This window comes from Dehalococcoidia bacterium (genome assembly GCA_035574915.1).
In the GTDB taxonomy this organism is placed as follows: Bacteria; Chloroflexota; Dehalococcoidia; order DSTF01; family WHTK01; genus DATLYJ01.
Genome location: DATLYJ010000030.1, coordinates 19,118 through 27,094, shown reverse-complemented (window position 1 = coordinate 27,094; position 7,977 = coordinate 19,118). Strand labels below are relative to the sequence as shown.

Here is a 7,977-nt window from a genome sequence, read left to right as displayed (position 1 = left end):
GGGTTCGCGCGGAGGCGCTGGCGCGGAGCGGGTGAAGGTGAAGCCGCCCTCGCCGAAGTCGACTACCACGTGGTCCCCCTCCGAGAACTCGCCGGCCAGGATGCGCTTCGAGAGCGGGTTCTCCACTCTGCGTTCGATCGTCCGGCGCAGCGGCCGGGCGCCGTAGACGCGGTCGTAGCCCTCGCGCACCAGCTCGTCCTTGGCCGCATCGGTCAGCTCGATCGTGATCCGGCGCTCCGCCAGCCGCTCGCCGACTTCGGCCAGCATGTTGTCGACAATGCGGCGCAGTTCCACTTCCGTCAGCGGCTCGAAGATGATGATGTCATCCACGCGGTTCAGGAACTCCGGCCGCAGGAATTCGTGCAGCGCGCGCTCCACCCGCTGGTGCAGGCGGTCCCGCTCCTGGTCGTTCTTCGTCCGCTCCACCCCGAAGCCCAGGGCCCCGCGCGTATCCTGACGCGTGCCCAGGTTGGAGGTCATGATGATGACCGTGTTGCGGAAGTCCACGGTGCGCCCGTGGCCGTCCGTCAGGCGGCCATCCTCCATCACCTGCAGGAGTACGTTCAGCACCTCGGGGTGGGCCTTCTCGATCTCGTCGAACAGCACGACGCTGTAGGGGCGGCGCCTGACGGCCTCGGTGAGGCCGCCAGCCTCCTCGTAGCCCACGTAGCCGGGCGGCGCCCCGATGAGGCGGGACACCGTGTGCCGCTCGCCGTACTCCGACATGTCGATGCGGATCATTGCGTCCTCGTCGTCGAACAGGTACTCGGCGAGCACCTTTGCCAGGTAGGTCTTACCGCTGCCTGTCGGGCCGACGAAGATGAAGCTGCCGATGGGCCGCTTCGGGTCCTTCAGGCCGGAGCGGGCGCGCCGGATGGCGTCCGAGAGCGCCTCCACAGCCTTGTCCTGGCCTATGACCTTCTGATGCAGCGCCTCCTCCATGTGCAGGAGCTTCTCGGCTTCGCCCTCCAGCATGCGCGACACCGGGATGCCGGTCATCTTGCCCACGAGCTCGGCAATGTCCTCTGCCGTGACGTTCGTGTCGATCTTTTCCGTGCGCTCCCATTCCGCCTTCTTGGCTTCGTACTCGTCCTTCAGCTTCAGGACCTCGGTGCGCAGGCGCGCCGCCGCCTCATAGTCCTGGCGGTTCGCCGCCGCCTCCACCTCGCTGCTCAGTTCGTCCAGTCGCCGCTTGAGGTCGCGCAGCTCCGGCGTCATCGACTGCGCGTCGATGACTTTTTTCGAAGCCGCCTCGTCGATCAGGTCGATCGCCTTGTCCGGCAGGAAACGGTCGCTGATGTACCGGTGCGAAAGGCGCGCCGCCGCCTCTAGCGCGGCGTCATCGATCTTCACCTTGTGATGCGCCTCGTACTTCGGGCGCAGCCCTTTCAGGATCTCGATCGTCTCTTCTACCGAGGGCTCGTCGACATATACCGGGGCAAAGCGCCGCTCGAGCGCCGCGTCCTTCTCGATGTACTGCCGGTACTCGTCCAGCGTCGTCGCGCCGATGACGTGCAGCTCGCCGCGCGCCAGCGCCGGCTTCATCATCGTCGAGGCGTCGATCGCGCCCTCGGCGCCGCCGGCACCAACCATCTGGTGGATCTCGTCCAGGAACAAGATCACCTCGCCCTCGGACTTCTTCGTTTCGTCCATGACGGCCTGCAGCCGCTCCTCGAACTCGCCCCGGAACTTTGAGCCGGCGACAAGCGCGCCCATGTCCAGCGCGAGCACGCGGCGGCCGCGCAGGTTCTCCGGCACGTCCTCCATGACGATTTTCTGCGCCAGCCCCTCGACGATCGCCGTCTTGCCAACACCGGCCTCGCCGATGATCACGGGGTTGTTTTTCTGGCGCCGGTTGAGGATCTGCATCACGCGGCGGATCTCTTCCTCGCGGCCAATTACTGGGTCGAGCTTGCCCTCGCGCGCAAGCTTCGTGAGGTCGACCGAGTACTTCTCGAGCGCGCCGTAATGGCTCTCCGCGCGCGGGCTCTGAACCCGCGCGCTGCCGCGGATGTCCTGAAGCGCCCGGTAGATGCGCTCCTTGTCGACACCCGCCTGGCGCAGGATGCGCGCCGAATCGCCATCGCGCTCATCCGAGATCGCGATCAGCAGGTGCTCGATGCCGACGTATTCGTCCTTGAGCCGCTCCGCCTCCGCGTTCGCGGCCTCCAGGAGCCTCACGACACGCGGCGTCACGTAGATCTGGACGCTGTCGTATGCGGTCTTGGGCGCGCGGCTGAGCACCGCCGAAACCTTTTCGCGCAAGTCATCGACGGAGACCCCGAGGCGCTCGAAGACGCGGCGCGCCAGCCCGTCCTTTTGCGAGAGCAGCGCCAGGAAGATGTGCTCGACATCCCACTGGGGGTGCTTGTGCTCACGCACGTACTGCTGCGAGTTGGCGAGCACCTCCTGCGCCTGCTCCGTGAACCTGTCCTGTCTCATCATGGCTTATTACCTACCTGATACCTATTCCAAGCATCCATCGATGCCAGAAGCATCAACAAGGGCCTCCCGTCCTGTCATTCGGACGAATGAGGGATCCCGTTCCACCCACTACTTTTCTGAAGCGCTCTGGGCTGCTCGAACCATCGCTTTCCTCCGGGGAGCAACCACCACACCTTCCAACGCCTCGATGTAGCTATTAACGACTCCTCGTTCTTCGGACCGCTTCCGATTCACGCCCTCACTCCCTCGGCGCTGGCAGGCGGCGGTCGCGCAGGCGCTGGAGCTCAAGGCGCAGCGCCTCGTTCTCCTCCTCCAGCGCCTTGATCTTGCGGCTCATATCGATGATCACTTCCGCACCGGCCAGGTTGACACCGAGGTCCTCGATCAGGCGCTGCACCTGGCGGATGCGGTTGATGTCCGCCTGCGAGTAAAGGCGGATGCGCCCGCGCGAGCGTGAGGGCGTCAGCAGCCCCACGCGCTCGTAGTAGCGCAGCGTCTGCGCGTGCACGCCCAGCATCCGCGCCGCGACGCTGATGATGAATGCCGGTTCCTCCTCGTTGTTGTAGTCTTTGTCGTTCATCCGTACCTCATTCGCCGGCGGCGGTCTGGCGCCCGCCGCCCATTCGCATCAGTACCCAGCCGTCTTACAGCCTTGCCTCGACTATCCCTCGCGGCATTCCGCCGATGACTACGTGCGTGCGCCGCAGGCGGCCCTCGCGCAGGAAGGCGACCTCGACGTTGCGGCCGGCGCGCAGCGAGTCGATACGGCGCTTCAGGTCCTCGACCGCTGTCACCGGCATGTCGCCGATGCTGACCACGATATCCAGCGGCCTCAGGCTTGCCGTCGCGGCAGCCGAACCGGGCTGTACGTCCACCAGTAACACGCCGCGTTCCTGCTTGAGACCCAGGCGCTTGCGCACATCCGGCTCGATGGTTGTCGAGACGCCGCTGATACCGAATCGCGGCGGGTCCTGCTGCGCCAGGCGCTCGCGATGCGCGGCGATTACGCCGAGTACGGCGGAGGTCGGCACCGCGAAGCCAACGCCGCGGGCGAACGGCATCACCGCGGTCGTGATGCCGACGACGCGCCCGTGCGCATCGACGAGCGGGCCGCCCGAGTTGCCGGGATTGATCGGCGTGTCTGTCTGCACGAGGTCCTTCAGTTCCCGTCCGCCACCTACGGGCAGCGAGCGGCCCACGGCACTGACCACGCCAGCCGTCACGGTCCAGCTCAGGCCGTAGGGGTTGCCGATCGCGATCACCAGCTGGCCTACCTTTAGCGGCGCGGAAGTCAGCTCCGCCACGGGAAGCCCCGGCGGCGCGCTAGGGATGCGAAGCACCGCTATGTCCACGGACGGGTCCGCGGCTTCGACCACCGCCGCAAAGCGACGGCCGTCCGCCAGCACAACGGAGATAGCGTCCGGCGCCGGCGCTGCCCGGGCGACGTGCTCGTTCGTGATCACGCGCCCCTGAGAGTCGAAGATGACGCCGGAGCCCGTGGCAACGTAGGCGTTCGGATCGCCCGCCCTGGCGGGCCGGCCGCCGCGCCCTTGCCGCTGCTGGCGGCGGCGCACCTCGACGCTCACTACGGCCGGGCCAACGCGCTCAGCGGCGCCTGATACGGCGCGCGAGTACGCGTCCATTGCCTGAGATTCAACCTGGTTCATATCCCCAGCGCTCTCAATTCTTCGAACAGCTTCTTGCTCTTGTCGTCGAGCCTTTCCGGCAGCCGCACCCGCACCCGGACGTAAAGGTCGCCCTTCTGGTCGGAGCCAAGCTTCGGCATGCCGAGGCCCGCGAGCCTGATAACGCGGCCGTTCTGGGTCAGAGGCGGCACCTTCAGGGCCACACGGCGCCCTATGGCCTCGACCATGACCTCGCCGCCCAGGACGGCGACGCTCAGGGGCACGTCGATGTCGGCGTAGAGGTCATCCCCTTTTCGCTCGAAACGCTCGTGGGGCAGGACGTCGACGATCAAGTACAGGTCGCCCTTGCGCCCGCCCTCCTGCAGGCCCTCGCCGGCGACACGCACCCGCGAGCCCGTCTGCACACCCGCGGGGATCTTCACCTCGATCCGGCGCGGCGGGCCGCCGTTGTCTGCGTTCAGGAGCAGGGTCCGGACGGTGCCGCTGTACGCCTCTTCGAGCGACACCTGCACTGGCTGCTCGACGTTGAGGTTGCGCGGGCGGACGCGAGTCCTTCGGCCGCCGAACAGCCCGCTGAAAATGTCATCGGCGCCAAAGATCTCGCTCGGGTCGCCTTCGAACGTGAAGGTCCGGAAGCCGCCGGGCGCGCCCCCGAAGTCGTAGAAGGTGCGACCTCTGCCGCGCCGGGCGCGCTCAATCTCCTCCGCATGCTCCCAGTCGTCGCCGTAGAGGTCGTACTTCTTGCGCTTCTCGGGGTCGGAGAGGACCTCGTAGGCTGCGTTCACCTCCTTGAACCGCGCCTCGGCCGCCTTGTCGCCCGGATTGATGTCGGGATGCAGCTTGCGGGCAAGGCGACGGTAGGCGGAGCGGATCTCCTTCTCCGTCGCGTTCCGGTTGACACCGAGTGTCTGATAGTAGTCCTTCGCCATTGCCGGCCCTCAGTCCAAGGGCAGTGTACGCCCCTGCCCGACGCGCTGTCAATGTGGTGAGCAGTCTCCCTGATAAATACATTATCAAGATTGGCCACTAATTCCTTGACATGAGGGCGCAACCGCGCTAAATTAGGCGACGGAAAAGGCGCTGGCAGGCCCGCCGGCAAACCAGCAACGAGGAGGACTGAAGATGACAAACCTTGTTCGTTGGGACCCGTTCAGCGAGCTCCGCACGACCATGGACCGGCTCTTCGAGGAAGGCTTCTCTCGCCCGTGGCGCCTCCTCGGTGACCAGCTGCCGGTCGAGTACAGCTTCCCGGTTGAGGTGTCCGAGACCGACACGGCGGTTGACGTCAAGGCCGCCCTCCCGGGGGTGAGGCCGGATGAGGTCGAGGTCTCGATCCAGAACGACGTCCTGAACATCCGTGCCGAGCACAAGGAGCAGGCCGAAGAGCAGAAGCGCGACTACTATCGCAGGGAGATCCGCTACGGCTCCTTCCACCGCGCGATCGCGCTGCCGAACTCTGTCGACGCGGACAAGGCTGAGGCCCGCTTCGAGAACGGCATCCTCAACCTCCACTTGCCCAAGGCCGAGGCTGCCCGGCCGAAGATGATCAAGGTCGCGGCTGGCAACGGCGTCGTCAGCACTCAGTAATGAGATGACCTTAGCCGGCGGGCACCAGTCGCGGACGATGGCCCTCGCCCATGCGAGGGCCTGACTGTGTCCGGCGAGAGCTTCGCAGCCGGCAGCAAACGAGACCCTCTTCGGGTCTCGTGACTTTGTGCGGGGGCGGGGCCTGGGCTTCTAGAGTCGGAGCTTGCCGTGCGAGGGCTGGCGCCGGCGCTGGCGGCCGTGGCCCTCTTCGTCTTCGAGCATCAGGTCGATTGCCGGGGAAGAAACTGCTTCTTTGACGAAGCCGCAACAGATACAGGTGCTATACGATCCGTACCAGTCTCTCTCGACGATCATCGAGCCGCGGCAGCGCGGACATACCCGAGGGAGTGCGGCTTGCATGTTCTCCTTGCCCCTTCTGGCCTTCCCGGCATTTGTGATTGTGACAGCAAGCACAGATTAATTTCAAGTTAACGGTCTGTCAACGGGCTAGCCCTCGATTCTCCCCTGTACCTGTCATTTCTATCGCAAGATAGTCGCCTCGAATCGCCGGAGCTTCAGAGTTCGGTGTACGAGCCCGATGCGCGAAAATCAGGGCCAGTTCAATCGGGAGGGTTCGGGCATGACAGGCAGGCTCGCAGGCAGGGTTGCCCTCATCACCGGCGGCACCAGCGGCATCGGTGAGGCGACCGTCGAGCGCTTTCTCGAAGAGGGCGCCCGCGTGGTCTTCACCGGCCGCTCGGTGGAAAGCGGCGAGGCGATCGCCGCCCGCCTCGGCCCGGACGCGCGCTACTTCCGCGCCGACGTGACGCGCGAGGACGACATCCGCGCTTCGGTCGAGTTCACGACCTCCACCTTCGGCAGGCTGGACATCCTCTTCAACAATGCCGGCGGACCCACGGGAGGCACGCCGGAGATTGTCACCTGGGAGCAGTTTGAGCACGCCATGGCCCTCCTCGTCGGCAGCGTCGTGTTCGGGATCAAGCACGCGATCCCGGTGATGAAGGCACAGCAGCACGGCCGCATCATCAACAACTCCAGCATCGCCGCCCTGCGCACCAATACGGGCCAGTACCTGTACAGCGCCGCCAAGGCGGCCGTCACCCAGCTCACGAAGGTCGCGGGCATGGAACTGGGCAAGTACGGCATCACCGTCAACTGCGTGTCGCCCGGCGGCGTCGCGACGCCGATCTTCTACGGCGGGTCCGAGGCCGCCCGCCAACTGGAGCCCGGGCACAACGAGGGTAAGATGCGCAAGCTCAAGGAGAACCTGGCCAGGGCCAACCCCATCCACCGCACCGGCCTGCCGCGCGATGTCGCCAACGCCGTCCTCTACCTCGCCAGCGACGATGGCGCCTACATCAACTGCCACGACCTCGTCGTCGACGGAGGCATGACGGCGGGGCCTTTCCCCGCGTACGACTAGTAGAGGGCCGCCGCCTCCGCTTCGAGCTCGCGGCGCTCTTGCTCGCTCATCGGCTCGTAGGACCGGGCGGTGGCGGCGTTCTCGACGATGCGTGAGGGGTGGCGCGCCCCAGGTATGGCGACTGAGACGCCCGGGTGAGATAGGACGTAGCGGAGCAGGTTTGCAGGCGTCAGGGGGCCGGTATACCCTCCGGCGATACGGCTCCGCACGACGCTCATGCGTCCCGACCCGCCGAGCGGCCTCATGACGATGACGCCGACGTCGTGCTCGGCAGCCAGGTCGATGAGTGGCGCTGTCTCGGGAAAGAAGGCCGAGTATTCGAGCATGACGGCGTCGAACTCGCCGCAGAGGACCGCCCGCTCCACCAGCGCCAGGTTGTGCGAGGAGATGCCGAGATAGCGGACAAGGCCGCGCTCCTGGGCGATCCTCAGGCCCGCGAGCGCGCCGTTTTCGCCCATGACCTCCCGCCAGGCTTCGTCGGTGCGGACGTCGTGGAGCTGGTACAGGTCGATAGAGCTGACGCCCAGCACGGCCAGGGACCGGTCTACGTCCCTCTGGCTGCCATCGATCGAATGGCTGAAGGTCTTCGAGCTGAGCACGAAGGGCGAGCCGCCATGCTCCCTGATGAACTGGCCGATCAGGGCTTCGCTTCCGGCGTAGCCGCGCGCCGTGTCCACGAAGCGGATGCCCTGGTCGTAGGCGGCCCGCAGGGTCTCCAGGCCCTCGCTGGACTGCGGCGTGTCCATGGCGCCAAGGCCCAGCTCTGGCAGCCACAGCCCGGTGCGCCCGAGCCGGCGGGTCCTCAACTCCCCCATTGCTTTCCTCCAGCGCAGCGATCACGACGCATAGTGGATCACGGCACTGCGTCCACCTTCATGATGCACGTTACGCGCATCTAGCTAACCTGCGGTCGCC

8 protein-coding genes are annotated in these 7,977 nt (G+C 66.2%); 2 read left to right on the top strand and 6 right to left on the bottom strand.

All coding sequences use genetic code 11. The features are described 5' to 3' along the window. From VNN10_02635 to VNN10_02620, 4 genes are all read right to left on the bottom strand, one after another. Window positions 1–2,442: AAA family ATPase (locus VNN10_02635; GenBank protein ID HXH20898.1), on the bottom strand; the 2,442-nt coding region annotated here is incomplete at its 3' end. A gap of 241 nt (window positions 2,443–2,683) precedes the next feature. Beyond that, entirely contained in the window at window positions 2,684–3,025 is a 342-nt protein-coding gene (locus tag VNN10_02630) for a MerR family transcriptional regulator (protein ID HXH20897.1), read from the bottom strand. 64 nt (window positions 3,026–3,089) lie between these two features. Then, window positions 3,090–4,088 carry a trypsin-like peptidase domain-containing protein gene (locus VNN10_02625; GenBank protein HXH20896.1) on the bottom strand — a complete coding sequence of 333 codons (999 nt, stop codon included), beginning with the start codon at window positions 4,086–4,088 and terminating at the stop codon, window positions 3,090–3,092. 20 nt (window positions 4,089–4,108) lie between these two features. After that, a complete protein-coding gene (locus VNN10_02620; GenBank protein ID HXH20895.1) occupies window positions 4,109–5,020 on the bottom strand; it encodes a J domain-containing protein in 912 nt (303 codons plus the stop codon). A 193-nt stretch (window positions 5,021–5,213) separates the two neighbouring features. On the opposite strand from VNN10_02620, the gene VNN10_02615 reads away from it, so the two are divergent. Continuing rightward, window positions 5,214–5,678: an Hsp20/alpha crystallin family protein gene (locus VNN10_02615; protein ID HXH20894.1), complete on the top strand. Its 465-nt coding sequence runs from the start codon at window positions 5,214–5,216 to the stop codon at window positions 5,676–5,678. A gap of 150 nt (window positions 5,679–5,828) precedes the next feature. On the opposite strand, the gene VNN10_02610 is transcribed toward VNN10_02615, so the two are convergent. Then, window positions 5,829–6,038 (bottom strand): hypothetical protein, encoded by a 210-nt coding sequence (locus VNN10_02610; GenBank protein HXH20893.1) that lies wholly within the window; start codon window positions 6,036–6,038, stop codon window positions 5,829–5,831. A gap of 220 nt (window positions 6,039–6,258) precedes the next feature. Between VNN10_02610 and VNN10_02605 the strand changes: the two genes are divergently transcribed. Next, a complete protein-coding gene (locus VNN10_02605) occupies window positions 6,259–7,062 on the top strand; it encodes an SDR family oxidoreductase (protein ID HXH20892.1) in 804 nt (267 codons plus the stop codon). On the opposite strand, the gene VNN10_02600 is transcribed toward VNN10_02605, so the two are convergent. Beyond that, window positions 7,059–7,877, bottom strand: a complete 819-nt coding sequence (locus tag VNN10_02600) for an aldo/keto reductase (GenBank protein ID HXH20891.1) — start codon at window positions 7,875–7,877, stop codon at window positions 7,059–7,061. The genes VNN10_02605 and VNN10_02600 overlap by 4 nt on opposite strands. Between the last annotated feature and the right edge of the window lie 100 nt (window positions 7,878–7,977).